At 68.5% G+C, this 23,315-nt stretch carries 18 protein-coding genes; 5 read left to right on the forward strand and 13 right to left on the reverse strand.

From position 1 onward, the window contains the following. Positions 1–6: 6 nt before the first annotated feature. Positions 7–651 (reverse strand): DedA family protein, encoded by a 645-nt coding sequence (locus ACUYM2_RS02155; protein WP_481598575.1) that lies wholly within the window; start codon positions 649–651, stop codon positions 7–9. 70 nt (positions 652–721) lie between these two features. Then, the gene (locus tag ACUYM2_RS02160) at positions 722–1,702 is read right to left on the reverse strand and encodes an RluA family pseudouridine synthase (RefSeq protein ID WP_481601381.1); all 981 of its coding nucleotides are present in this window, start codon (positions 1,700–1,702) and stop codon (positions 722–724) included. A gap of 225 nt (positions 1,703–1,927) precedes the next feature. Here ACUYM2_RS02160 and ACUYM2_RS02165 point away from each other — a divergent pair, with 225 nt between their 5' ends. Together ACUYM2_RS02165 and ACUYM2_RS02170 are read left to right on the forward strand one after the other, a co-directional pair. Then, on the forward strand, positions 1,928–2,542 hold the full coding sequence (locus tag ACUYM2_RS02165; RefSeq protein ID WP_481598576.1) for a helix-turn-helix domain-containing protein: 615 nt from the start codon (positions 1,928–1,930) through the stop codon (positions 2,540–2,542). Between the two features lie 18 nt (positions 2,543–2,560). Next, entirely contained in the window at positions 2,561–3,253 is a 693-nt protein-coding gene (locus tag ACUYM2_RS02170) for an SRPBCC family protein (RefSeq protein WP_481598577.1), read from the forward strand. A 25-nt stretch (positions 3,254–3,278) separates the two neighbouring features. Here the strand turns inward: ACUYM2_RS02170 and yczR are convergent, their stop codons facing one another. Beyond that, positions 3,279–4,775 (reverse strand): MocR-like transcription factor YczR, encoded by a 1,497-nt coding sequence (gene yczR / locus ACUYM2_RS02175; RefSeq protein ID WP_481598578.1) that lies wholly within the window; start codon positions 4,773–4,775, stop codon positions 3,279–3,281. Positions 4,776–4,836: 61 nt separating this feature from the next. Between yczR and yczE the strand changes: the two genes are divergently transcribed. Continuing rightward, on the forward strand, positions 4,837–5,484 hold the full coding sequence (gene yczE / locus ACUYM2_RS02180; RefSeq protein WP_481598579.1) for a membrane protein YczE: 648 nt from the start codon (positions 4,837–4,839) through the stop codon (positions 5,482–5,484). A 51-nt stretch (positions 5,485–5,535) separates the two neighbouring features. Here yczE and ACUYM2_RS02185 read toward each other — a convergent pair whose 3' ends face one another. The 8 genes from ACUYM2_RS02185 to ACUYM2_RS02220 all read right to left on the reverse strand — a co-directional run bounded on the left by ACUYM2_RS02185 (position 5,536) and on the right by ACUYM2_RS02220 (position 18,987). Further along, positions 5,536–6,378 (reverse strand): DNA-formamidopyrimidine glycosylase family protein, encoded by an 843-nt coding sequence (locus ACUYM2_RS02185; RefSeq protein ID WP_481598580.1) that lies wholly within the window; start codon positions 6,376–6,378, stop codon positions 5,536–5,538. After that, positions 6,371–11,464, reverse strand: a complete 5,094-nt coding sequence (locus ACUYM2_RS02190) for an Lhr family helicase (protein ID WP_481598581.1) — start codon at positions 11,462–11,464, stop codon at positions 6,371–6,373. Before ACUYM2_RS02190 ends, ACUYM2_RS02185 begins: the two co-directional genes overlap by 8 nt. Before the next feature lie 109 nt (positions 11,465–11,573). Further along, positions 11,574–12,224 carry a DUF4232 domain-containing protein gene (locus tag ACUYM2_RS02195; protein ID WP_481598582.1) on the reverse strand — a complete coding sequence of 217 codons (651 nt, stop codon included), beginning with the start codon at positions 12,222–12,224 and terminating at the stop codon, positions 11,574–11,576. Positions 12,225–12,355: 131 nt separating this feature from the next. Further along, on the reverse strand, positions 12,356–13,057 hold the full coding sequence (locus tag ACUYM2_RS02200) for a YcnI family copper-binding membrane protein (protein WP_481601382.1): 702 nt from the start codon (positions 13,055–13,057) through the stop codon (positions 12,356–12,358). Positions 13,058–13,256: 199 nt separating this feature from the next. Continuing rightward, a complete protein-coding gene (locus ACUYM2_RS02205) occupies positions 13,257–13,883 on the reverse strand; it encodes a hypothetical protein (protein WP_481598583.1) in 627 nt (208 codons plus the stop codon). 108 nt (positions 13,884–13,991) lie between these two features. Beyond that, positions 13,992–15,500: an amidase gene (locus ACUYM2_RS02210; protein WP_481598584.1), complete on the reverse strand. Its 1,509-nt coding sequence runs from the start codon at positions 15,498–15,500 to the stop codon at positions 13,992–13,994. Between the two features lie 94 nt (positions 15,501–15,594). Further along, positions 15,595–18,018: a phosphoenolpyruvate synthase gene (gene ppsA, locus ACUYM2_RS02215; RefSeq protein ID WP_481598585.1), complete on the reverse strand. Its 2,424-nt coding sequence runs from the start codon at positions 18,016–18,018 to the stop codon at positions 15,595–15,597. 150 nt (positions 18,019–18,168) lie between these two features. Continuing rightward, positions 18,169–18,987: a pyruvate, water dikinase regulatory protein gene (locus ACUYM2_RS02220; protein ID WP_481598586.1), complete on the reverse strand. Its 819-nt coding sequence runs from the start codon at positions 18,985–18,987 to the stop codon at positions 18,169–18,171. Positions 18,988–19,112: 125 nt separating this feature from the next. Between ACUYM2_RS02220 and ACUYM2_RS02225 the strand changes: the two genes are divergently transcribed. Both ACUYM2_RS02225 and arr read left to right on the forward strand, forming a co-directional pair. After that, entirely contained in the window at positions 19,113–19,316 is a 204-nt protein-coding gene (locus tag ACUYM2_RS02225) for a hypothetical protein (protein ID WP_310058873.1), read from the forward strand. A 220-nt stretch (positions 19,317–19,536) separates the two neighbouring features. After that, complete coding sequence (arr, locus tag ACUYM2_RS02230) at positions 19,537–19,956, forward strand: NAD(+)--rifampin ADP-ribosyltransferase (protein WP_481598587.1); 420 nt, start codon at positions 19,537–19,539, stop codon at positions 19,954–19,956. 971 nt (positions 19,957–20,927) lie between these two features. Here arr and ACUYM2_RS02235 read toward each other — a convergent pair. Together ACUYM2_RS02235 and ACUYM2_RS02240 are read right to left on the reverse strand one after the other, a co-directional pair. Continuing rightward, complete coding sequence (locus ACUYM2_RS02235) at positions 20,928–22,235, reverse strand: ABC transporter permease (RefSeq protein WP_481598588.1); 1,308 nt, start codon at positions 22,233–22,235, stop codon at positions 20,928–20,930. A 4-nt stretch (positions 22,236–22,239) separates the two neighbouring features. Further along, positions 22,240–23,172, reverse strand: a complete 933-nt coding sequence (locus ACUYM2_RS02240) for an ABC transporter ATP-binding protein (RefSeq protein WP_481598589.1) — start codon at positions 23,170–23,172, stop codon at positions 22,240–22,242. Positions 23,173–23,315: the final 143 nt, after the last annotated feature.

Below are 23,315 nucleotides of genomic sequence, written 5' to 3' on the forward strand. Positions count from 1 at the left end.
GCCGGGCTAAAAGTCCAGTTCCGCGTCCGGGTCCGCGGCGGGGGAGCCGGGTTCCACCACGGGGGAGCGGTCGCCGCGGCGGCGGGTGACGATCACGCCGACGACGGCGCCGATCACCAGGCCAAGACCCACCCCGATCATTGAGCTCGCCCAAAACGGCAGTTTGGTGGCCGAGCCCGTGACGTACCCCAGGCCCACCGACCAGACTGCCCACAGCGAGCCGCCCAGCGCCGCGCAGAAACTGAACCCCCGGGTGGACACGTTGGCGATCCCCGCCGCGGCCGTGGTGGCCAACCTTCCGCCGGGGATGAAACGGATCCCGATGATGGCCCCGTAGGTCGAGGAACGGCCCGCGCGGGCGATGGCCAGGTGCACGCCGCTGTGGAACTTCCGGCCCCAGCTCCACCGGTCCAGCACGTGGCTGAGGCGGCGTTTGAACAGCTGGAAGACCACAAGGTCGCCGATCCAGGAGGCCAAGGCGGCGAGGACTGCCACCAGGAACACGTTGGCGCGGCCGTCGGCGGACAGGGCGCCGGCGGTGATGACCACCATTTCGGAGGGGAGCGGCGGGAAAATGGCGTCGCCAAGGACAACAGGGATGATCCAGAAATAGATCGCGGCTCCCCAGGTGTCCGCGTTGGCCAGGTCCATGGGCACAAGGTACCGCATATCCGGCTGCACGGCTGATGCCGGCCGAGGGTGGCGGCGGCTGGAGTGCTGCCTAGCGGGCTTCGGAAAGTTCGAGCCGGCTGCGGTATTCCACCGGGTTGCCCGAGATGGGGTCAACGAAGCGGATGCCGCGGGCCAGGAGCTGGAGCGGCTTGGCGTAGTCGTCCGGCGCCTTGTCCAGTAGCTCTGGATAAAACGCGTCGTTGACAATCCCGAGTCCCAGCGACGCCATGTGGACGCGGAGCTGGTGGGTTTTGCCGGAGTGCGGCTCCAGCCGGTAGAGCGCGCGGCGCGACGCGGCACTGGCCGGGGCACCGTCGGCCCGGGTGCTGCCGGTCTGGGCAACGTCGGCCGGCCCGGCGAACGTGCGCAACCGCTCGATCCGGGTTTCGGCGTTCGGTTCGCCCTCGATCACCTCGGCGAGCAGATAGCTGCGTGACTTGGTCATGCGGTTCCGCACCACCACGGGGAAGTCGACGGCGGGGTGCCCAGGCGCGGGTTCCGCGGCGGCCACGCACTCGTATTCCTTCTGGACCTGGCGCTTCTCGAAGAGCACCTGGTACTTCCCGCGGGTCTCGGGGTTCGTGGAGAGCAACAGGATGCCGGCCGTCATGCGGTCCAGGCGGTGCATTGGGATCAGGTCCGGCAGCTGCAGCTGGTTCCGCAGCCGCACCAGGGCCGACTCCTGGACATAGGTGCCGCCCGGGGTGGTGGGCAGGAAGTGCGGTTTATCCACGACCAGGAGGTGCTCGTCCTGGTGCAGGATGTCCAGTTCCACCGGGATGCGGGTCTCCGGCGGCAACGAGCGGTAGTACCAGATGAAGGTGTGGCGCTGCAGCGGAGTGGTGCGGTCCAACGGCACGCCGGCCTCGCCCACGATCTCGCCGGCGTCGAAGCGGTCCTCGATGCCCTGCGGGTCGATATGCCCCCAGCGGTGCATCATGTAGTCCATGGCGGTGTCCCACGGCCCCTCATCCGGCAGGCGCAGGCGGGTCGCGTTCACGCCGTCGCGCACCGGCAGGGGGGATTGCATCACCGCTCCATTCTACTTTGCCCCCTCCCGACCCCGGCGAACCGCCAGTCAGCCCGCCGCCGGCCCTCCCGCAGCGCCGCCCCGTCGGCCATCTCCTCCCGATTTGACGATCCCGTCCCCGCACGACGTTCCCCAGCATCGGATCGACAGGAAACCATCGAACCGGCAGTGCCGACGACAAAATAGTTCTTGACAAATAAATTTGTCGGCGGGCAGACTCGAAGCATGTTGGACATCGAGGTGATCGAGGACCCGGCCGCGGCGGAGGCGTCCCTGGACCCCATCCGGACCCGGATCCTGCGTGAGCTGGCCGAGCCGGGATCCGCAACCCAGCTCGCCGCGAGGGTGGGCCTGCCGCGGCAGAAGGTGAATTACCACCTCAAGGCCCTGGAGCGGCACGGCCTGGTGGAGCTGGTTGAGGAGCGGCGGCGCGGCAACGTCACCGAACGCATCCTGCGAGCGACGGCGGCGTCATACCTGATTTCGCCGGCGGCCCTGGCCTCGGTGGCCCCGGACCCGCACCGCTTCTCGGACCGGTTCTCCGCCTTCTGGCTGCTGGCGCTCGCGGCCCGCATGGTCCAGGAAATGGGCCAGCTCATCGCGGGCGCCGCGGCGGCCAGGCAGAAACTCGCCACCTTCGCGATCGACGGCGGGATCACCTTCCGTTCCGCGGCGGACCGTGCGGCCTTTGCCGAAGAACTCGGCGTCGCCGTGGCCGGGCTCGTGGAAAAGTACCACGACGGCGGGGCCCATGGCCCGGCAGCTTCCCCGCCAGCGGGACGCAAGCACCGCCTCGTCGTCGCACTCCACCCGGCACTGAAAACCCACCTAAAACCCTGAAGGCTAAGGAGCAGGACCATGACTGAGAAGCGGGAATTCGAAATCGTCTATGACACCGAACTGCCCGGCACCCCGGAACGGGTGTGGGAGGCCGTCACCCGCGGCACGGCCGCCTGGATGTTCCCGACGGACCAGTGGCCGGACGTGAAGACCGTGGAGGAGTACCCGTCCCACCTGGTGTCGCGGATGGAGGGCCCGGACGGCTGGTTCAACCAGCTCGAACACGTGATGGAACCGCTCGACGGCGGCCGGGCGCGGCTGCATTACGTCCACAGCGGCATCTTCACGGACAACTGGGACGGGCAGTACGACGGCGCCAGCAAGCACACGGCGTTCTACCTGCACACCCTCGGCCAGTACATGAAGCACTTCGACGGCAAGCCCGTGGTCTTCACGGATGTCCAGGCGCCGGCCGCGTCGCAGTCCCCGGACGGCTTCGACCGGCTCAAGAAGGCACTCGGCGTCGCCGCCTCGGCCCAGGGGGAAACCGTGGAGTTGGACGTCGACGGCGTCGGGCACCTTGCCGGTGAAGTGGACTTCTCCAACGAGAACTTCCTCGGACTGCGGTCCGCGGACGCGATGTACCGGTTCTTCGGGCGCAACTCCTTCGGCGCGCCGGTGGGCATGACGGTGCACGACTTTGGCGGCCGCGGGGACTCCGGGGCGACAGCCAAGGCGTGGGGCGGATTCGTCGACAAGGTCTACGCCTAGGCCCCGCCCCTGCGCCGGCCGCGGCTCAGGCGATGGCTGCGGCGGCCGGGGCGGGCAGGTTCCGGCGCAGTTGCGGGGAGCGGTCCAGCCGGTCCTGGGCCGCGCGCAGGGCCAGCACCGCGGACTCCAGTTGGTCCGGCGGCAGGGTGAACGGCAGCCTCAGGTAGCGCTCGAAGGCGCCGCCGACGCCGAACCTGGGCCCGGCGGCGAGCCGGATGCCGAAGTCCGGGGCGATGACCGCCAGGGCGGTACTGACCGGCGCGGGTAGCCGGCACCAGATCGACAGGCCGCCGACGGGCCGTTCCGGCTCCCACTCCGGGAGGTGCCCGCGGATCAGGTCCAGCAGGGTGTCCCGGTTACCGCGCAGTCCGGCGAGCCGGGCCGGCAGCGGCTCCGCCATGTCGTCAACCAGATGCGCCGCGGCCAGCTGCTCCACCACCGGACCGCCCAGGTCCAGGGTGGTGCGGACCGCCGCGAAGCGTTGAATGAAGGGCTCGCTGGCGCGGATCCAGCCGGTGCGCAGCCCGGCCCAGTGCGATTTGCTGAGGGACCCCAGGGAGACCACTGCCGGACTGAACGCGGCCATGGGGGTGGAGCTGGCGCCGTCGAGGTTCAGCTCCCGCAGCGTCTCATCCACCACCAGCACGGTATCCGACGCGGCGGCAGCCGCAACGAGGCGGCGCCGCTGGGCATCGGGCATCAGCCGGCCGGTGGGGTTGTGGAAGTCCGGCACCACATAGGCCATTGCCGGCCGCTGCTGCAGCAGCGCCGACTCCATCGCCTCGACGTCCCAGCCGCCGGGCTGGGCACTGCCGCGGCTCGCGGCGGGCATCGCCACCGTCACGGGGCGGCAGCCCGCGGCACGGATCGCGTCGAGTGCATTCGGGTAGCTCGGATGTTCCACGAGCACCTGCCCGGACCGCCCGGCGAGGGTCCGGAGCACGATGTTCAGGGCGTGCTGCGCGCCGGAGGTGACCAGGATCTGCCCGGCGGTGGTGGGTACCCCGGCCGCCGTGTAGCGGGCCGCGATCGCCTCCCGCAGCGGCCCCACCCCGAGGGCGTCGTAACCGAAACCGGGCAGCAGGGCCGGCAGCTCGGTCAGCGCGGCGGCGAAGGCCCGGTGCACCACCTCGCCGCTGGCGGGCAGCGAGGCGTAGGCAAGGTCCAGGATCCCGTCCGGCACCGCCAGCCCGGGGGCGCCGCTGAGCCGCAGCCCCCCGTCGCTCCCGCCGGTATGGGCGGGGCCGTGGCTGGGGATGCAGCTCCTGCTCCGGCTGCCCTGGCCGCTGCTGAGGAATCCCTGGTCACGCAGCAGCGCGTAGGCCGCGGTCACAGTGGTGCGGCTGATGCCGAGCGTCGCCGCCAGCGACCGCTCGCTGGGCAGTGCGACGTCGAGGGCGACGCGGCCGTCGAGGATCAGCAGGCGGACGACGTCGGCCAGCTCGCGGTATGCGGGGGCTGCGCCGACGCTCCACTCACCCAGCAGGCGGGCCAGGGAGCTCGGGTTCAGGGAGGCGGACATAAAACCAGTATTTCAAACTGGATATGGATTACAAGGCCAGTTTTCGGGAAGGATGGGGGTCATGTTGACGCGCAGACTCCTCCAGCTCCTGTTCGGCCTTGCCCTGTACGGCGTTTCGCTGGCCATGGTCATCCGGGCCAGCCTGGGGACGGCGCCGTGGGACGTCTTCCACCAGGGCCTCGCCGGCCGGACCGGGCTGAGCCTTGGCACGGTGGTGATCATCGTGAGTTTCCTGGTACTGCTGCTCTGGATTCCGCTCCGGCAGTGGCCCGGGGTGGGCACCGTCTGCAACGCCGTGCTGGTGGGCGTGTTTGCCGACCTCGGGCTGGCGCTGATCCCGCGGTTCTCGCACCTGGGCGGCCAGATCGCGCTCCTGGTCGGGGCCGTGCTGCTCAACGGCGTGGCCTCCGCGCTCTACATCGGCGCCCGGCTGGGGCCCGGCGCGCGGGACGGGCTGATGACCGGCCTGGCACGGCGCACCGGATGGCCGGTGCGGGGCGCGCGGACCGGCATCGAGGTGGTGGTGCTGGGCGCCGGCTGGCTGCTGGGCGGGTCGGTCGGCGCGGGGACCGTGCTCTACGCACTGGCGATCGGTCCGCTGGTGCAACTCCTGCTGCCGCGGTTCACCGTGCCGGAACCCCGGGGCGCAGGTGAAGCCCGGGCCGAAGCGGAAGCCGCCGTGGCAGGAACGTCCGCGCCGGCGTCGTAGACGCTCCTGCCGGGCCCGGCTCCGGCGCCACCTGGACGGGCACCGCTGACGTCAGGGCTGTGTGCCGGGCAGCGGCTGGCAGCGGGGGCAGTAGTAGATGTCCCGTTCCTCGGTACCGGTGGCCTTGGCCAGCACTCCGCGCCGGATCGGCGTGCCGCATTTGAGGCAGGGCTGGTGCTCGCGCCGGTACACCCAGTAGGCCGGACGCCCCGCCGTCCGGCCGACCGGGACGCCGCGGGCGTTCAGCACCGTGACCCGTCGGCCCGGGCCGAGGTTGGCTGACAGCAGGATTTTGGCGTCGGTGATCATCGCCGCCAGATCCGGTACCGCGGAAACCGGCGCCGCCGGATGGACGCCGGACAGGAAGCACGCCTCGCAGCGGTAGATGTTGCCGATGCCGGCCAGGTTGCGCTGGTCCAGCAGGGCGACGCCGACCGGCACCTCGGGCGCCGCGAGCAGGCGGCGTCCGGCTTCCGCCATGTCCCAGTCCGGGCCGAGTAGATCCGGTCCGAGATGGCCCACAACGCTGGCCTCCTCGGCCGTCGGGATGACCTCCAGCAGCCCCAGCGAGAACCCGACGGCGTCCGCCGTCGCAGTCCGGAGCACGCAGCGGGCAGTGAACCCGGGCTTGCGCCAGCGCCCGCCTGGGGGATAGATCTGCCAGGTCCCCTCCATCTTCAAGTGCGAGTGGATGGTGAGCTGGTCCTTCGGGGCGGGGCCCGCCACCCGCATCAGCAGGTGCTTGCCGCGGGGGATGACCTCCTGGACCCGCCAGCCGCCGAGCTTGAGCGTCGCAAAGCGGGGGACCCGGAAGTCCGAGGCGAGCAGCTCCTTGCCCGCCAGCGCGGCATGCAGCTGCGCCGCGGCGCGGAAGACGGAATCGCCCTCAGGCACGGATCCTCAACCCCTTCGGCGTGGAGTAGGCGCCGGCCTGGGCCAGTGCGGCGGCGACGGGGGTGTCCAGGATGCCGTGGCCGTTGACCTTTTCCATGATCAGCTTGTCCACGGCGCCGCGCGTCACCACTCCCACCAGCGCGGCACCGGCGGCGGCAAGGACATCGGCGTCGGCACTGAACGCCAGCAGGGTCTTGCCGCCGCGTTCAACGTAGAGGACCAGGGCGCCGTCCACCAGCACCACCAGGGCGCCCGCCTTCCGGCCGGGGCGGTGGCCGGTGCCCGCCTCGACGTCGAGGGCCGGCCACGGCAGCGCGGCGCCGTAGGGGTTGGCCGGGTCCGTGGCGGCGAGTGCCAGGGCGACCGGCTCGGCCTTGTTCAGCTGGGCATCCTCGACGTAGGACCGCAGCCGGTCCACCGTGGCCGGCACCGCGAACTGGGCGGCACCGAGGTGCTCGATGAAGTAGCCGCGGCGGCAGCGTCCGGCTTCCTCGAGCCGGGCCAGCACCTTGTACATCAGGCCGAAGCCGCCCAGGATGTTCTCCGCCATCACGGAGCCCCGGGTGACCACACCGTACCGGTCGAGCAGGAGTTCCGCGGTGGCCCGGGCGTGGATGGTGGCATCGAGTTCTGGCGCGGGCAGCGCGGACCAGCGTCCCGCGGCCAGCGGCGGCGTGGGGGCGGCGCCGCTGACGGAGCCGTACCGGCCGCCCGCGAGGCCCGGCGATCCGAGCAGCCCGGTCCCGTGGGCGCGTCCCAGCCGGCTGAGCCGGGGCGCCCGGGCGCGCGGGGCACGTCCCACCTGCCGGTGCGCGGTGTGCCCGCCGGCAATCAGGGCACGCACCGGAGCGAACGTATCGCCGGTGACCCGGCCCGCCCAGGCCAAATCCCAGAGGGCGGAGACGACATCCTGGTCGCTGAGCACCGTGTCCATCCCGCCGGCGATGTCGGTCAGCTGGCGGAAGAAGTACCCGCCGCCGTTGTTCTGCAGATGGTCCAGGAGGCGCTGCTGGGCGTCGCCGGGTTCGAAGTCCAGGGCCGGGTTCAGGGTCAGTTCGGCCGAATCGGCCAGGTGCAGGCTCACCCAACCGTCATTGCCGGGAAGCGAGCCGGCTCCGGACCAGAGGACCTCGCCGGCGGCCATGAGTTCGTCGAGCATGGCCGGCTGGTAGTTGGAGACGCGGCTGGCCAGGACCAGCGGTTCCCAGGCGGACGCCGGAATGGGCACACCGGAGAGCTGGTCGATGGCGGTGACGATGCCGTCGAGCCCCCGCAGCGCGGACTGGCCGCGGCCGCCGGGTGTGCGCACGTGCTGCCAGGCCGGGAGGAACCTCCCGTACGCAGCGCTGTCCACAGGCTCCACCTCGGCGCGCAGCGCGGCCAGAGAGCGGCGGCGCAGCTTGCGCAGCACCTCGGCGTCGCACCATTCGCTGGCCGCCAGAGGTTGAACGACCGGCGGGACGACGACGGCGTCCTTGGCGGCGGCGCCGTCCTCGGCGTCCGCGCCGGCAGGTTCCCCGGCGGTGGCTCCGGCTGGTTCCGGCGCCGCAGGGTGGGGCCGGAACTCGCCCTCGACGGCGCGCCCGTCCGCGGCCAGCCGCTTGAGCGCGGTGCCGACGACGGCGACGCCGAGTCCCAGCCGGGCGGCGGCCTCGGCGGCGGTGAAGGGCCCGTGGGTCCGGGCGTAGCGCGAGACCAGATCGCCCAGCGGGTCCGCGACGGGTTCGATGAATGCCAGCGGCACGCCCATCGGCAGCGGGACACCGAGGGCATCCCGCAGCCGGGCGGCGTCCTCGACGGCGGCAAACCGTTCAATACCGCCGATGTTGACCTTGATCGCCCGGTTGGCGCGCTGCAGCGCGGCCAGGTGCGCTGTGGCCTCGCCGGGATCGGCGCCCCGGGCCGCGGCGCGCTCCGGCTCCGCCGTGGTTTCGCCGTCGGCCGCTTCTGCCTCCACGGAGTCCGCTGTCCCCGGACCCGGCGTGGCTGCAGCCTCGCCGGGCAGGACCTGCGGCGTCACCTCGGGCTGGACCTGCGCCTCCAGCCGGACCGCCACCTCATCAGGGGTGAGCGGTCCCAGGAGCCGGAGCAGGTCGGCCACGCCTTCCAGCCCGCGCATCCTCCGGTCCGGCGCCAGGCGCTGCAGCTCCAGCTCGGTGGCCTCGATGACCTTCGGGTCGAGCAGCTCGCGCAGCTCCACCCGGCCCAGCAGCTCGTTGAGCAGGGTCGAATCCAGGGCCAGGGCGGCGGCCCGCCGCTCGGCCAGAGGCGAATCACCCTCGTAGAGGAACTGCGCCACATAGCCAAACAGCAGGGACTTGGCGAACGGCGAGGGCTGCTGCGTGGTGGTCTGCAGGATCCGCAGCTCCCGCCGCTCAATCGAGGCGGCGATATCCTTCAACGCGGGAAGGTCATAGACATCCTGCAGGCACTCGCGCACGGTTTCGAGCACGATCGGGAAGGTGGGGTACTTCCGGGCGACGTCCAGCAGCTGGGCCGAGCGCTGCCGCTGCTGCCAGAGCGGCTGCCGCTTCCCGGGGGTCTGCCGGGGCAGCAGCAGGGCCCGGGCGGCGCACTCCCGGAAGCGGGAGGCGAACAGCGCGCTGCCGCCGACCTCCGCGGTCACAATCTGTTCGAGCTCCTCGGGCTCGAACAGGAACAGCTCGGCTCCGGGCGGTTCGTCCTCCATCATCGGCACCCGCAGTACGATCCCGTCGTCAGCGGCCATCGCGGAGCCGTCCATCCCGTACCGCTGGTGCAGCCGCTGGCCCACGGCCAGGGCCCAGGGTGCGTGCACCGGCATGCCGAAGGGGCTGTGCAGCACCACGCGCCAGTCCCCGAGTTCGTCGTGGAACCTCTCCACCACCAGGGTGGTGTCGCTGGGCACCACTTCGGTGGCGAGTTTCTGTTCGGCGAGATACTGGATCAGGTTGTTGGCAGCGAAGTCGTCCAGGCCGCTGGCCTTGCAGCGTTCGGTGGCCGGTCCGACGTCGGACGCCGCGAGTTCGCGCACGAACGCGCCGAGCGCACGGCCCAGGTCCACCGGCCGGCCGAGGGAATCGCCCTTCCAGAACGGCAGCTTCCCGGGCTGGCCGAAGGCGGGGGAGACCAGGACACGGTCGTGCGTGATGTCCTCGATCTTCCAGCTGGTCGCACCGAGGGCAAAGACGTCGCCGACGCGGGATTCGTAAACCATTTCCTCGTCGAGTTCGCCGACGCGGCGGCCGCCCTTGGCCGGGGAGGCCTGGCCCGCGGCCTTGCCGCCGGCCGGGCCTCCGGAGGTTCCGGTGCCTTCGACCTCGGTGCCGATGATGTAGACACCGAACAGCCCGCGGTCCGGGATGGTGCCGCCGGACGTGACGGCCAGCCGCTGCGATCCGGGGCGGCCCTCGATGGTGCCGGCATTGCGGTCCCAGACGATCCGGGGCCGCAGTTCGGCGAATTCGTCGGACGGGTAGCGGCCCGCCAGCAGGTCCAGGGTCGCCTCGAAGGCGGAGCGCGGGAGCGACGCGAAGGGGGCAGAGCGGCGGACAGTAGCGAACCATTCCTCCACGTCGATCGCCCCGAGCGCGGTCGCGGCGACGGTTTGCTGGGCCAGGATGTCCAGCGGGTTGGCCGGGACGTAGAGCCGCTCGATTTTGCCGTCCAGCATGCGTTCCACGGTGATCGCGGTGTGGACAAGGTCTGCCCGGTGCTTCGGGAAGAGGACACCCTGGGAAATTTCGCCGACCTGGTGACCGGCGCGGCCCACCCGCTGCAGGCCGCTGGCCACGGAGGGCGGTGATTCGACCTGGACGACGAGATCCACGGCGCCCATGTCGATGCCGAGTTCCAGCGAGGAAGTGGCCACGACGCAGCGCAGCCGGCCGGACTTCAGGTCATCCTCGATCAGGGCGCGCTGGTCCTTGGAGACTGAGCCGTGGTGTGCCCTGGCCAAGACCGGGTCGGCGCCGGCGGTGCTGCCGGCCTGGGCCATCATGTGCGCGGGCGTGGCGGTGGACGCGGGCAGCGGGCCGTCCGGCTCCAGGGCCGCGGCGGCGTCCCAGCCCCCGCCGGTGGCCATCAGCTGGCGCTCGGCGTAGATCTCGTTGAGCCGGGCGGTGAGCCTCTCCGCGAGCCGGCGGGAGTTGGCGAACACGATGGTGGACTGGTTCGCCAGCACCAGATCCACGATTTTCTCTTCGACGTGCGGCCAGATCGACGCGTGCGGCTGCAGCCCGGACGCCGGACCCGAATCGAAGGCCCCGGCGGCGCCCTGCAGGTCGGACATGTCCTCGACCGGGACAGAGACGGTCAGGTCCCAGGTTTTCTTCGACGGGGGCGCCACGATCTCGACCGGCGCGGACCCCGCCAGGAACTGCGCCACGAGTTCCTTCGGTTCCACCGTCGCGGAGAGCCCGATCCGCTGGGCCGGCTTCGGCAGCAGCGCATCAAGGCGTTCCAGCGAGACGGCAAGGTGGGCGCCGCGCTTGGTGCCCGCGACGGCGTGCACCTCATCCACGATGATGGTGTCCACCTCGTCGAGGGTCTCCCGCGCCTTGGAGGTCAGCATCAGGAAGAGGGATTCGGGTGTGGTGATCAGGATGTCCGGCGGGTGGCTGAGCAGCGAACGGCGATCCGTCGCCGTCGTGTCCCCGGAGCGGACGCCCACCGTGATCAGCGGCGCGGGCAGGCCGAGGCGTTTGGCGGTCTGGGTGATGCCGATCAGCGGGGCGCGGAGGTTGCGTTCGACGTCGACGCCCAGCGCCTTGAGCGGGGAGATGTAGAGCACTCGGGTTTTCCGCTTCGGAGCCTTCTTCCGGCCCGGCTTGGCGGCCGTGGCATCCAGCCCGGGCAGTTCCTCGGGGGCCGCCGGCGCGGAGACCAGGAGCCGGTCCAGCGCCCAAAGGAAGGCGGCGAGCGTCTTGCCGGAGCCGGTGGGGGCCACCACCAGGGCATGGGCGCCGGAGGAAATGGCGTTCCAGGCGCCGTCCTGCGCCGGGGTGGGCGCAGAAAACGCGCCCAGGAACCACTCCCGGGTCGGCCGGCTGAACCGGTCCATGGCCTCGGCCGCGAGTGTGCCGCCGGCGAGCTCCTGCCCCTTCATTCCTCCATCATGCCCTATGGCGCAGACAGTCTTTGCCGGGGTCTTTGCCGGGGCGATCGCGGGACGACCGGGTGCTGCCCCAGTGCGGGGCGGTACCCGGAGGCGGAGGCTACGCCGCCGTGAACGCCCCGATGGTCAGCAGATTGATCGCCGACTCGCGGCAGGCGTCCTTGGGGGCGGCGATGAACAGTGACGCGGTGTCTTCCGGCGGGTAGACGCGGAAGCCCGCGGCCGGGGTGCGGGTGCAGCCGGGGTAGTTGGCGGCCTGGGTGTAGCGCAGCGTGGCTTTTCCGGCCTGTCCCGGGGCGAGCAGCACGTCGGCCACCGGCGTGGAATCGTCGCGCTTCGCCGCGGCACCGATGGGGCCGCCGCTGGCGCCGGCGGTGAGGGACACCCCGGCGAAGCCTTTCAGCAGGCACGGCTCTACGCCGGAGTTCTTGAAGATCAGCTGCATGTAGACGCTGCCGGCCGCGCCGCCGCCCCTCGCGTCCAGGGAAGCCGTGAGGTTCGCGGCCTTGCACAGGGCCGGTCCGGCCGCGGCGGTGGTGGAGGCAGGTGCGGACGATGCGTTGGGGGAGGCAGACGTCGTCGCAGCCGGGCTCGCCGGGCTGGACTCGCTGGCTGGGGTCGAGGCAGACGACGGCGGCGACGCGGCGCTGGTGGAACCCTGGGGCTGGCTCTGGGTGGGGCCGCACCCGCTGAGCAGCAGGGCCGCCGCGGCAGCCGCCGTCACGGAAGTAATTACCAGTCTGTTTTTCATCTGCAGAGGCCTCATGGGACAACTGTGATGTCCCACAGTTGCCTGAGTCAACGACGCCACGACGAAGGCAGCGGATTGATGCCCGGATTGTAATTTCCGGGCATCAATCCGCTGGCGCTACCCGACGGCTTTTACTCCTTGGAAGCGCGGGCCGCCGGTACCCGGGCGGGGGCGGGCTTCCGGCTCCGGAGTAACGCGAGTCCGCCAAGGACCAGGCCGCCGACGCCGGCCACGAGGCCCGCCCAACTCCTGGCCCGGCCGCCGTCGTCGGCCACGGCAGCCGCCGCGTCCGTTGCCGTGCGAGTATCTGGGGCCCCGGCCGCGTGCGCGCCGTGGCCGTCGGACGCCGCGACGGCTTCCGTGACCGTGACCGACGGCGCGGGGCTCTGGAGCGACTCCTCATCCTGGCCGTCCTTCGGAATCTCCGACCAGTCGGTCTGTCCCTGTTCGCAGTTCTGCAGGGTTGGGAAGTAGAGGGTTTTTCCCGCCGTGTCCGGCAGTTTCACGGAGAGCACCAGGACGTCCCGGAGCTCCGGGCTCAGCGGCGTTTTGGCAGTGTAGACGATCCGGCTGGTGCGGGTGGTGATAGAGGAGCCGTCGGGCAGTTTCTTGGGCTCCCGCAGCTTCTCGGTGACCTTGGCCGCCGTCCAGTTGGGGTTCACGGTGGGCTGCGCGTCGTTGAGCTCGGACGGCAGCGTGATGGTCATCTTGGTGGTGCCGGACTGGTCGCAGCCGTGCGGGATGGCGAAGCTCAGCAGGGCATAAGAGTTGGCTGCGGTGTTGTCCGGGGTGGCATCGACGTGGGCCGAGGCGCCGCTGATGCCGGCGAGCATCAGGGCTGCGGTGGCTCCGACGACGGCGGTGCCGGAGAGGGTGCGGCGGAGAGCAGATGGGTGCTGTGTAGTGGTCAAAACAGGTGCCTTTCAGGCATGCGCGCGGCACGTCAGGCGGCGCGCAGAAACGGGGAGGCGCGGCGGCGCTGCCCGTGGCGGAGCCACTACCGGACAGGTCCAGCCGCGGCCGGAAGGAATGTTAGGAGAAAACGACGACGGCAGGCGGCCCGCGGCGGCAATCTCGCCGGAGGTTGCGCCAGGGCAGCGGGATGGCAGCAAGGGACCGCGGCGCCAGGGCCCGTGCGACGGCGGGTCGTGGCGGCAGCGGAGCCGGGAGCTGGACCAGCGGTCGGAGCCAGGCCGCCAGCGACCACAGCGCGTCCTCGCCCCTGGCCAGCAGCAGGGCGCACGCGAGCGTTGCCAGGGCATGGCCGGCGAGCATCGACCAGGCCAGGGCGGAATCCGGCTGGTGGAGCTGGTGGAGGTGGTCCGCCGGGAGCGGAAGGAAGACCGCGCCGCCGTGGTGTGCCCGCTCTGCCGGTCCGCCGGTCACGGCCCCGGCAGCGGACGGGCTGAGGGCGGAGAACGCCTCGTGCAGAACGACCTGGCCGGCACCCAGCAGGGCGGACATGCCCGCAAGATTCAGTTTCAGCCGGGTGGCCGTGGTGGTTACCAGGGCGGTGAGCGCTAGCAGTGCAAACAGGAGGGCGGGGGCCGGAAGCAGGCCTCCGGCGACGACGTGCGCTGCCGCGGCGAGGGTCACTACGGTCGTGGCGACCATGGCCGAACGCAACGCGTGGAAGGGCGCTCTGGCGGCGGTGCGCACGGAACACTCCCTTCGCCAGCGGCGGCCATGGATACTCCCGCAGGCGCCTTGCCGTCCGCGGGTTGTGCCTTGATTCTAGCGGCGACTTCTACAGGGCTGCGAACTCGATCAGCCCCGGCCGGGCATCGTATCCTGGAGGGCAGGTGCCTTCCGTCCCTGCAGGGTGGCTTCGGCAGCAGCGGCGAGTGCCACGAGGGCCCGTTCGCCGTAGGGCACCGCCATCAATTCGAGGCCCACGGGCAATCCATCAGCTGTTTGTCCGGCCGGGATGGTGATTGCCGGGAAGAGGAGCTGGGATGCGATGACTGTGTTGGTCGGGTAGGTCAGGCAGGTCCAGCGGTCAGCGAAGATGTCCTCGCGCGTGGGTGCCGGAAGCTTGGCGTCCGGGAAAGCGACGGCGTCGAGCCGGTTCTGCGCCATGATTCCGATCACCTGCCGCTGGAATGCGGTTTGGGCCAGCAGGCGTTCCACATAGTGAGGGTCATCGGTGGGCCGTTCCGGTCCGGCCACGATCGCCTCGAGCAGGTCGAGCTTCACGTGGTACTGCTTTGTCTCGATCAGAAACTTCATGGAGGGGATTCCGGCATCAGGGCGGGCGCCGACGAATTCATTCATATCCGACTGCGACCGTGTGGTGTATAGCGATGTGAAGCCAACCTGATCGTCGAGGTTGTCGATCGTGATGTCGATGAGCTCAGCGCCTGCGTCGCGCAGTGCCGCGAGCGCCTGCTCAATGGTCGTGTTGACCTTGGCTCCGTCCGGGTCGGAGCCGTCGCCGAACGCCTGGCGGAGGACACCGATTCGCTTCCCGGCCAGGGTCGCGTCCTGAAGTGCGCTGGCGTAGGGCTCCTTCTGGCCTGCGATGACGGCGGCCGCGGTGTAGTCGTCGGCTGCGTCGTAGCCGACCATAACGTCAAGGAGCCGGACGGCGTCCTCCACGGTCCGGGTCATCGGCCCGGAGGTGTCCTGGGGCTTCACCAGGGAGGACATGCCGGCGCGGCTGATCAGTCCGGGAGTGACGCGGAGGCCGACGAGGCCACAAAAGGACGCGGGCAGGCGGATCGAGCCACCGGTGTCCTCTCCGACTCCGACGAGGGAGAGGTTCGCCGCGACCGCAGCTGCGGTTCCGCTGGAGGATCCGCCGGGGTCGCGGGCAAGGTCGTACGGGTTCTTGGTTACCCCGCTGCGCGAGGACGTCGAGAACCAGGACGTCGCGAAGTCGGGCAGCGTGGTTTTACCGAGGATGATGGCGCCGGCGGCCCGCAGCCTGGCGATTGCGGTTGCATCCTGCTTGGGCTGATAGTCACCGGAGGCGATGCTGCCGAAAGTCGTGGGCAGGCCGGCGGTCTCTATCTGATCCTTGACGACGATCGGCACGCCGTGAAGAGGTCCGACGAGCCGGCCCGTGTCGGCGAGTTCCCGGTCGAGCTGGCGTGCTTCTTCCAACGCGCTCTGCGAGACGGAGATAAACGAATTGAGTTCCGGTCCGGACCGGTCGAGGTGTTCAATGCGGTCCAGGTACGCGCCGACGAGGTCCTCGGCGGTGAATTCACCGCCGAGGAAGGCCTCGTGCGCCTGGGTGATGGTCAGCTCTTCGATGCATCGTTCAATGGCCATGGGTTCACTGTGCCTTAATCCTTGTCTACCAGGGAAGAGCCCCAACTGCGCGCCGGGTCGCGCCGCTCCCGCGGAGGTGAGAGCAGCGCGTGGCCTACTTGCTGGCGGCGCCTGCTGCACTGACCCCGGCGGCGGCTGACGCTTCGGCCGCCCCGGCGAGCCGGATCCAGGTGTCCACCACGGTGTCCGGGTTCAGCGAGACGGAGTCGATTCCCTCTTCGACCAGCCACTGGGCGAAGTCCGGGTGGTCGCTCGGGCCCTGGCCGCAGATGCCCACGTACTTGCCGCGCGCCTTGCACGCCTTGATGGCCATGCTCAGGAGCTTCTTGACGGCAGGGTTGCGTTCGTCGAAGCTGCCGGCAACGATGGCCGAATCCCGGTCCAGGCCAAGGGTCAGCTGGGTCATGTCGTTGGAGCCGATGGAGAAGCCGTCGAAGTAGTCCAGGAACTCGTCTGCCAGCAGCGCGTTGGACGGAATCTCGCACATCATGACGACCTCGAGGCCGTTTTCGCCGCGGCGCAGGCCGTTCTCGGCGAGCAGGTCGATGACCCCGCTGGCCTCGTCGAGGGTGCGCACGAACGGGATCATCAGCTTGACGTTGGTCAGGCCCATCTCGTTGCGGACAAAGGACAGGGCCTCGCACTCCAGGTCGAAGCAGTCCCGGAAGGACGGCTCCAGGTACCGGGAAGCACCGCGGAAGCCGATCATCGGGTTCTCTTCGTGCGGCTCGTAGGCCGGTCCGCCAAGCAGGTTGGCGTACTCGTTGGACTTGAAGTCGGACATCCGCACAATCACCGGCTCGGGCGCGAAGGCGGCGGCGATGGTTGCCACCCCTTCGGCCAGGCGCTTGATGTAGTAATCGCGCGGGCCGTCGTAGGCGGCGATGTGCTCCCGGATTTCCGCGAGCACCTCCGCGGGCTGATCGTCCATGTTCAGCAGCGCCTTGGGGTGGATGCCGATCTGCCGGTTGATGATGAATTCCAGCCGGGCCAGGCCCACGCCGTGGTTGGGGAGCTGGGCGAAGGTGAAGGCCTGCTCGGGGGTGCCGACGTTCATCATGACCTTCACCGGGGCCTCAGGCAGCTGGGTGATTTCGGTTTCCTCGACGCTGAAGTCCAGCAGCCCTTCGTAGATGAGGCCGGTTTCGCCGTCGGCGCAGGAGACGGTCACGTCGAGCCCGTCGGAGAGGGTGTCGGTGGCGTCACCGGTGCCGACGACGGCGGGAATCCCCAGTTCCCGGGCGATGATGGCCGCGTGGCAGGTGCGTCCGCCGCGGTTCGTCACGATCGCGGAGGCGCGCTTCATGATCGGTTCCCAGTCCGGGTCCGTCATGTCCGCGACCAGGACGTCGCCGGTCTTGAAGGCGGCCATCTGGTCGATCGCGGTGAGGATCCGGACACTGCCGGCGCCGATCCGCTGGCCGATGGCGCGGCCCTCGACCAGGACCCGCCCGGACGCGTTCAGGCGGAAACGGCTCAGGCTGCCGGACGTCCGGCGGGACTGCACGGTTTCCGGGCGTGCCTGCAGGATGTACAGGCCGCCGTCGACCCCGTCCTTGCCCCATTCGATGTCCATCGGACGTCCGTAGTGGTTTTCGATGGCGACGGCGTGCCGGGCGAGCTGCTCGACGTCGTCGTCGTTAAGGCTGAAGCGGTTCCGCAGGGACGCCTCCACCGGGACAAAGTCGATGGTGTGGCCGATTTCGCGGTTGCTCGTGTACGTCATCTGGAGCGCTTTTTCGCCCAGCCCGCGCTTGAGGATGGCCGGGCGGCCCGCCGCGAGGGCGGGTTTGTAGACGTAGAACTCGTCCGGGTTGACGGCGCCCTGGACCACGGCTTCGCCGAGTCCGTACGAGGAGGTGACGAAGACGGCGTCCTTGAACCCGGATTCGGTGTCCATGGTGAACATGACGCCGGAAGCGCCGACGTCGGAGCGGACCATACGCTGGACGCCTGCGGAAAGTGCCACCTCGGCGTGCTCGAATTTGTGGTGCACGCGGTAGGCGATGGCCCGGTCGTTGTAGAGGGAAGCGAAGACGTCCTTGACGGCGGCCAGGATGTTCTCGATGCCGCGGACGTTCAGGAAGGTCTCCTGCTGCCCGGCGAAGGACGCGTCGGGAAGATCCTCCGCCGTCGCGCTGGAGCGGACGGCCCAGGACAGGTCCTCGGAGCCGCCGTGCTTGTCCACCAGCTTCTGGTAGGAGTCGCGGATCTGTGCCTCGAAGTCCGGCAGGAAGGGCGTCTCGCGCATCAGGGTGCGGATTTCCTGGCCCGCTGCGGCCAGGGCCGTCACGTCGTCGGTATCCAGTCCGACCAGCCGGTCGGCGATTCTCTGGTCCAGGCCGGAATCGGCCAGGAAGCGGCGGTAGGCGTCCGCTGTCGTGGCGAAGCCGTCAGGAACCTGGACGCCGGCCGAGGTGAGGTTTTGCACCATCTCGCCGAGGGAGGCGTTCTTGCCGCCCACCCGGTCCAGGTCCTTGAGTCCGAGTTCTGAGAACCACAGGATGTCCGTCGTCATGGTTGCTGCTCCTTTGCAGATGGTGGCATGCCGTAATGCCGCCCGCGTGGGGCGGCCGCCGTTTGATGGGCGCAAGTCCTGTCCACAGTGACAGGTCGGCGCCGGTGATTCCATACGATGTGGTCCACGCAACACTTGTGAAGTGTGGCCTCAGTGCTTGAGGTTCATCTTCTGGAGGATGGTGGCTGCCATTTCTTCCACGGAGACGCTGGCCGAGTTGAGGTACGGGATCCCGTGGGAGACGTACAGGCGTTCGGCGCTTCGCAGTTCGAAGCCGCACTGCCGCAGTGACGCGTAGGGCGAGCCGCGGCGGCGTTCCGTCCGGACCTGGCTCAGGCGCAGCGGGTTGGTGGTGAGGCCGAAACACTTGGATACGAACGGCCGCAGCGGCTTGGGGAGTCCTTCACGTTCAAAGTCTTCGTCCACCAGCGGGAAGTTCGCGGCGAAGATCCCGTGCTGCAGCGCCAGATACATGGTGGTGGGCGTCTTGCCGCAGCGGGACGGGGCCACCAGGATCACCTGGGCCTTTTCGAGCGCGCGCAGGCTCTGCCCGTCGTCGTGCTCCATGGCGTATTCGACGGCGGCCATCCGGGACTGGTAGCGGGCCGCGTTGCCCAGTCCGTGGGCCCGGCCCGGTTCCCCGCTGGCTTGCGTGCCCAGGGCATGCTCCAGTTGCCCGACGTGGGGTCCGATGAGATCCACGAGGATCCCCTTGCAGGTACCCAGCGTCTGGCGGATGTCGCTGCCGACGGCGGTGGAGAAGACGATCGGCTGCGGGCCCGTAGCCGCCAAGTTGTCGATGACCCTGACGACGGCGCGCGCCTGGTCGACGGTGGTGATGAAGGGGACCGTGATGCGGTCATATTCGTTCGCGGGGAACTGCGTGAGCAGGGTGTTGCCGAGCGTTTCCGCGGTGATGCCCGTGCTGTCCGAAAGGAAGTAGACCGGGCGGGGAGCGTCTTTGGTCATGAACGCATTGTGCACCAGTCGGGGCCGCGCGGTCTTCCGTGACGCCGCCGCCCGGCGCCGGGCGCTGGTCAGGGGGCCGGAGGCCGGGGGAGTAGGCTGTGATCCACATCACTGAAGGAGGCCGCATGAGCTACAAATATCGGACTGTCAGGGTCCGCGGTACGGACCTGGTCGGCACCATTGCGCGCAGGCACGGGGGCGCGCCTGAAATCTATGAGACCTCGAAGGATCCGAGTACTTCCGTGGTTCCGGTGTTCTTTCCGGAAACCGGCGAGGTCCGCTTTTTCGACCGGTCGGTGCTGGAGGACGTGGTCAGCCCGGCCGGCTAGGAGGTTGAGGCTGCGGCGAACCCGAACCGGTCGTTGCAGGTGGACTGGCCGTCCAGGGTCGTCCCCGGCTGTTTGATACCGGTGTCCGTGCTGATGCTTGTCGCCGCAATGCGAGTTCTACCCCACTACTCTCAGGATAAAGCGCGGCGGGGGGCTTGCGGCAAGACCCGGCTGACGTGGCATACTCGCGGGGCCGAGTACGCCGACAGGAGGCCCCCTGATGTCCAGACCGCTTGAAGAAGGCCCTTTTTTCCATGGCACGGTCGCGGATCTGCAATTGGGCGATTTGCTCACAGCAGGCAACCGATCGAACTATCGCCCTGAGATCGTGATGAACCACATCTACTTCACGGCCCTTGCGGACGGAGCTGGCTTCGCGGCGGAGATCGCCGCGGAACTGGCGGAGGGGGCGGCGACCCCACGGGTGTACGTGGTCGAGCCGACCGGGGCGTTCGAGGACGACCCCAACGTGACCGACAAAAAGTTCCCCGGTAACCCAACCCGCTCGTACCGGAGCAGAGACCCGTTGCGGATTTGCGGCGAAATCACCGAGTGGAACCGACTGACACCCGAACAGCTGCAGACATGGCGGAAACGACTATCGGTGCTTTTGAGCGAGCGAGCAGAAATCATCAACTGACGCTGATGGGGTAGTTGAGGCGCTGAACCCTGGCTGATCGACGAACCGATGCCGCATGTGACCCAGTGTGGGCTTCTGTTAAGACGCTCCTATAAGAGCTGCTGCACCGTCCGCTTCGGTGACGCGAAGCCATTGGCTTTAGCGGACGTCTTCGAGATGAGGACTGAAGTGGATTGAGAGGGGCGAGGCAATGTCTGCTGTGGATGAGGAGGCCGGGGCATCCCGGAAGGAAACCATTCTGCGAATACGGAGGGGTATTCGGGCGGCGCAACTTCGAATTACCCTCGACGAAGTCCAGGGCCGTCAGACGCCGGAGGCGGTAGTACGACTCGCCCAGCTAACGCCCCCGAAATTGCCGTCCGCCTTCGTCACGTTGAGAACGCCGGACGGGAAGCTCAAGACCGATCCGGCGTCGCGGAGAGTCTTGGCTATCCATGTACGCCGCAATGTCCTGGCTGCGCAGTTGAGGGTCGCCTTGGACAAGGAACGGGGCCGGGTGACTCCCGAAGCCGTGAAGAGGCTGGCCCAGTTGGAGCTTCCGCCCCTGAGGTAGTCTTCCTTGTCGCCCCGGTGGGGCTATAGCCGCTGAGAATGCGCCCCAACGTTCGTCCGGCGCGCCGCCTGAACTGAGCTCGAGAGCGTGCCACCGAAACGGGAGCGGCTCAGGGAGTACTTACTTCGCACTCAGTGCAGACGACTTTAGGCATTCCGGGCAAACGACTTCGGAAACTGACACTTGGGCTATTTCCGGGAGTGTTTGATTCGGACGGCAGCCAGTCCGGCTACGCTGCTCGCCGCACAAACAAAAAACGCCAGAACCAGTATTGGCCCAAACATCGGCGGAAGACCCGGATCGTCCCACGAGAGGGTCATTGATATGGCGAGCCCCGTACATGACATGCCGAAGGCCCACCGTAGGCATCGGATTAGCCGGGACGTCTGAGGGTCCGCGAACTTGGTTGGCATAGGCGTCATTTCCCGGTGGGCGTAGTGCGTTTCCGGAAGGTGCCGGCGATGGAGAGTTTGCCCGAGTACTGGATGGACCCGTACCGGAAGAGGTGTGCGGCCAGCCGGAGGATGAGGAATCCGGCGATGAACAGCTCGGCGATGATGATGGTGGATTCGAGCGGGCTCAGAGTGCCGAATGCGTTGCGGAGCAAGGCGGTGATGGGGGCGGAGAGCGGGAAGTAGGTGAAGATCTGAACGATGGGTGCGCGGGGGTCGGAAATGATCAGGCTGATCGCGTAGAACGGAACGAAAATCAGTGCCATTAGGGGCCCGAAAATCGCGCCGGCGTCCTTGGTAGTGGGCATGACTGCCCCGATCGCCACCAAGACCCCGGTGAAGACGGTGAACCCGGCGAGGAGCAGCAGTGCCCCGACGATCATCGTCCCTGGTTCGAAACTGATGGTGGACAAGTCGAAGTCGGGAATCGCGAGTTTGTCGCGGAAGAAGATGAAGGCAACGACGATCGGAGTGAGGAACACAAGGATCTGGACCAAGCCGACCATAAACAGGGCGGCAACTTTGCCGATGATCAGGGTGGTCGGATTGAGGGTGGTCAGGATCATTTCGGTGACCCGGTTTTCTTTCTCTTCCAGGGTGCTGCTGAGCATCTGGTTGGAGAGGAGAATGATCGAGATGTAAAAGATCAGCAGGAACATCAGCGGCGGGATCGCGGAGCCGAAACCGCCTGTGGGCTGGCCGTCCTTGAAAGTCTGGGACTCGGTCGTGACGTCGCCGCTGGCCGCGGCGGTCAGCTGGCGGGAACCGACGGCGGCCTGGGCCGAAGCGGTGAGGAGCTGTTTGGCGACGGCGTCGTACTTGCCGTTCTCAAAGATCCCCTTGTCGGTTCCGTAAACCTTGACCGCCTCCGCAGCTGGCTCGGCCGGATAGACGAAGTAGGCGTCACTGAGGCCTTTCTTCACGTCCGAGAGGGCGTTGTCCGGACTCCCTGCCTTTTTGCCGCCCATGGCCTTGGCAATGTTGTCTGCTATCAACCCGGAATCGTCCGTGTAGGTGAAGGAAACTGCGGCCGTTTTTTGGGCGTCTTCGCTGGCGGCCGTGGAGGAGTTGCTGACGTAGACCAGGGCGAAAACGATGGCCATGACGACAGGGATGGCCAGGGTGGCGATCCAGAACCCGCGTTTCTTCAACGTGCGGGTGAATTCGAAGTCGATCACGGTGCCGAGGTTGTGCCGGGCGAAGGGGCGCTTGGGCAGCGGCGGGGTGGCCGGCCCCGCGGGGGAGGGGTGCTGCGTGGGGGTGTGCTGTGTCATCGGGTTATGCCTCCGCCAGTTCGTGCTGTTCGCCGTAGACCTTGATGAAGACCTCGTCGAGCGATGTCCTCGCGGTGGTGAAAGACCGGACCGCAATGCCGTGGCCGATGAGTACGCGCAGGACTGTTGCCTCGTCGCCGCCGGGGCGGGGTGAGAGCTCAGCGTCTCCGCCGGCGTCGGAGACGACGTCGTAGAGGGCAGAGACGGGCAGGTGCCCGGTGTAGGTGATCCGGTAGAGGGTGCCGCCGAATTGTTCCTGGACGTCGGTGACGCTGCCGTAGGCGCGGGCGGTTCCGTCCTTGAGCAGGATGACCCGGTCGCAGAGGCGTTCAACTTCTTCCATCTGGTGGGTGACCATGATGACGGTCGCACCGGCGAGTTTTTGTTCTTCGATGATGTCCATGAGCAGGCGCCGGTTGACCGGGTCAAAGCCCTTGGTGGGTTCGTCCAGGATCAGCAGCTCGGGGTCGTTCATGATGGTGACGCCGAGCTGGACTTTTTGTTGCTGGCCGCCGGAGAGCTTGTCCAGCCGAGTGGTGGCTTTGTCGGCGAGGTCGACGCGTTCGAGGTACTCGCGGGACCAGGTTTTGGCGTGGTTCTTGTCGAGTCCCTTGAGCCGGCCGAAGTAGACCATCACGTCGAGGACGTTTTCTTTCTTGTAGAGGCCGCGTTCCTCGGGCAGGTACCCCAGGCGGGCGCCGTCGCGCGGTGTGAAGGGTTTCCCGCCGATGTGGAGGGTCCCGGCGGTGGGCTGGTAGATCCCCAGCAGGGCCCGGAGCGTGGTGGTTTTTCCGGAGCCGTTGCTGCCGAGGAACCCGAAGGTTTCCCCGGCCCTGACATCGAAGGATAGGTCCCTGATGACCGTTTTGTCCCCGAAGTCCATCCGGAAGTCTTTGATGTGTACAAGCGGCTCGGCGGCCGCGTCCCCCAACGTCATGGGCACTACTCTAACCAAGCATGCGGTGAGAGCACGCGACCCTGACGTGAACGACGCCACGAACGCCGCGCGACGTGAACCTCCGGCCTCTGGCGTGTTTCTCGGGGCTGCAGCACCGTGATTCCTTCCGGCCATGCCGGAAG

This window comes from Arthrobacter sp. SD1074B (assembly GCF_056780195.1).

Bases quoted from the DNA above. Each gene is read 5' to 3' on its own strand.
- ACUYM2_RS02155 (WP_481598575.1), bottom strand. From the start codon at position 651: ATGGACCTGGCCAACGCGGACACCTGGGGAGCCGCGATCTATTTCTGG.
- ACUYM2_RS02160 (WP_481601381.1), bottom strand. From the start codon at position 1,702: ATGCAATCCCCCCTGCCGGTGCGCGACGGCGTGAACGCGACCCGCCTG.
- ACUYM2_RS02165 (WP_481598576.1), top strand. From the start codon at position 1,928: ATGTTGGACATCGAGGTGATCGAGGACCCGGCCGCGGCGGAGGCGTCC.
- ACUYM2_RS02170 (WP_481598577.1), top strand. From the start codon at position 2,561: ATGACTGAGAAGCGGGAATTCGAAATCGTCTATGACACCGAACTGCCC.
- yczR (WP_481598578.1), bottom strand. From the start codon at position 4,775: ATGTCCGCCTCCCTGAACCCGAGCTCCCTGGCCCGCCTGCTGGGTGAG.
- yczE (WP_481598579.1), top strand. From the start codon at position 4,837: ATGTTGACGCGCAGACTCCTCCAGCTCCTGTTCGGCCTTGCCCTGTAC.
- ACUYM2_RS02190 (WP_481598581.1), bottom strand. From the start codon at position 11,464: ATGAAGGGGCAGGAGCTCGCCGGCGGCACACTCGCGGCCGAGGCCATG.
- ACUYM2_RS02195 (WP_481598582.1), bottom strand. From the start codon at position 12,224: ATGAAAAACAGACTGGTAATTACTTCCGTGACGGCGGCTGCCGCGGCG.
- ACUYM2_RS02200 (WP_481601382.1), bottom strand. From the start codon at position 13,057: ATGCTCGCCGGCATCAGCGGCGCCTCGGCCCACGTCGATGCCACCCCG.
- ACUYM2_RS02210 (WP_481598584.1), bottom strand. From the start codon at position 15,500: ATGGCCATTGAACGATGCATCGAAGAGCTGACCATCACCCAGGCGCAC.
- ppsA (WP_481598585.1), bottom strand. From the start codon at position 18,018: ATGACGACGGACATCCTGTGGTTCTCAGAACTCGGACTCAAGGACCTG.
- ACUYM2_RS02220 (WP_481598586.1), bottom strand. From the start codon at position 18,987: ATGACCAAAGACGCTCCCCGCCCGGTCTACTTCCTTTCGGACAGCACG.
- ACUYM2_RS02225 (WP_310058873.1), top strand. From the start codon at position 19,113: ATGAGCTACAAATATCGGACTGTCAGGGTCCGCGGTACGGACCTGGTC.
- arr (WP_481598587.1), top strand. From the start codon at position 19,537: ATGTCCAGACCGCTTGAAGAAGGCCCTTTTTTCCATGGCACGGTCGCG.
- ACUYM2_RS02235 (WP_481598588.1), bottom strand. From the start codon at position 22,235: ATGACACAGCACACCCCCACGCAGCACCCCTCCCCCGCGGGGCCGGCC.
- ACUYM2_RS02240 (WP_481598589.1), bottom strand. From the start codon at position 23,172: ATGACGTTGGGGGACGCGGCCGCCGAGCCGCTTGTACACATCAAAGAC.